This is a genomic window from Mesorhizobium sp. M7A.F.Ca.MR.362.00.0.0, from assembly GCF_004023175.1.
Classification (GTDB): Bacteria; Pseudomonadota; Alphaproteobacteria; order Rhizobiales; family Rhizobiaceae; genus Mesorhizobium.
Window position 1 is genome coordinate 1 of record NZ_RZTF01000878.1, and the last position, 621, is coordinate 621.

1 protein-coding gene is annotated in these 621 nt (G+C 60.7%); it reads left to right on the forward strand.

The features are described from left to right. The coding region (locus EOC06_RS38285) for a zinc-binding dehydrogenase (protein ID WP_164899050.1) at nt 1-475 on the forward strand (475 nt) is incomplete at its 5' end. Nucleotides 476-621 lie beyond the last annotated feature (146 nt).

The following is a 621-nucleotide window of genomic DNA, read 5'->3' on the forward strand; positions in this document are numbered from 1 at the left end:
CGCCAATGTCATCGCCATCGATCTCACCGACGAGAAACTGGATTTCGCCAAAAAGATCGGCGCCGTCGCCACCATCAATGCATCTACGACGCCGAACGTGGTCAAGGCGGTCAAGCAGATCACCAATGGCGGCGCGCACATGTCGATGGACGCGCTCGGCCACCCCACCACCTCGTTCAATTCGATATCCAATCTGCGCCGGCGCGGCCGCCATGTGCAGGTCGGCCTGATGCTGGGCGAACATGCCCGGCCGCAGGTGCCGATGGACAAGGTGATCGCCTTCGAGCTCGAAATCCTCGGCAGCCACGGCATGCAGGCCTATCGCTACCAGGCGATGATGGACATGATCCGCAACGGCAAGCTGAAGCCCGAACTGCTGGTCGGCAAGAGAATCAGTCTCGACGAGGCGCCCGCGGCCTTGATGGCGATGGGCGGCTTCGAGGGGATTGGTATTGGAGTGGTGACGAAGTTCTAAAGCGCGTCGCGTTTGAACGGATCCAGGCGACGCGCTTTAGGTCCTTGTTTTTATGCATGTCGTTCTCCCAAAACCGGGGCCACTTTTGGGCGACATGCATTGGGCGAGGACGGCACCGTCGTCAGGCGATCGCGCGTCGTGGCAAT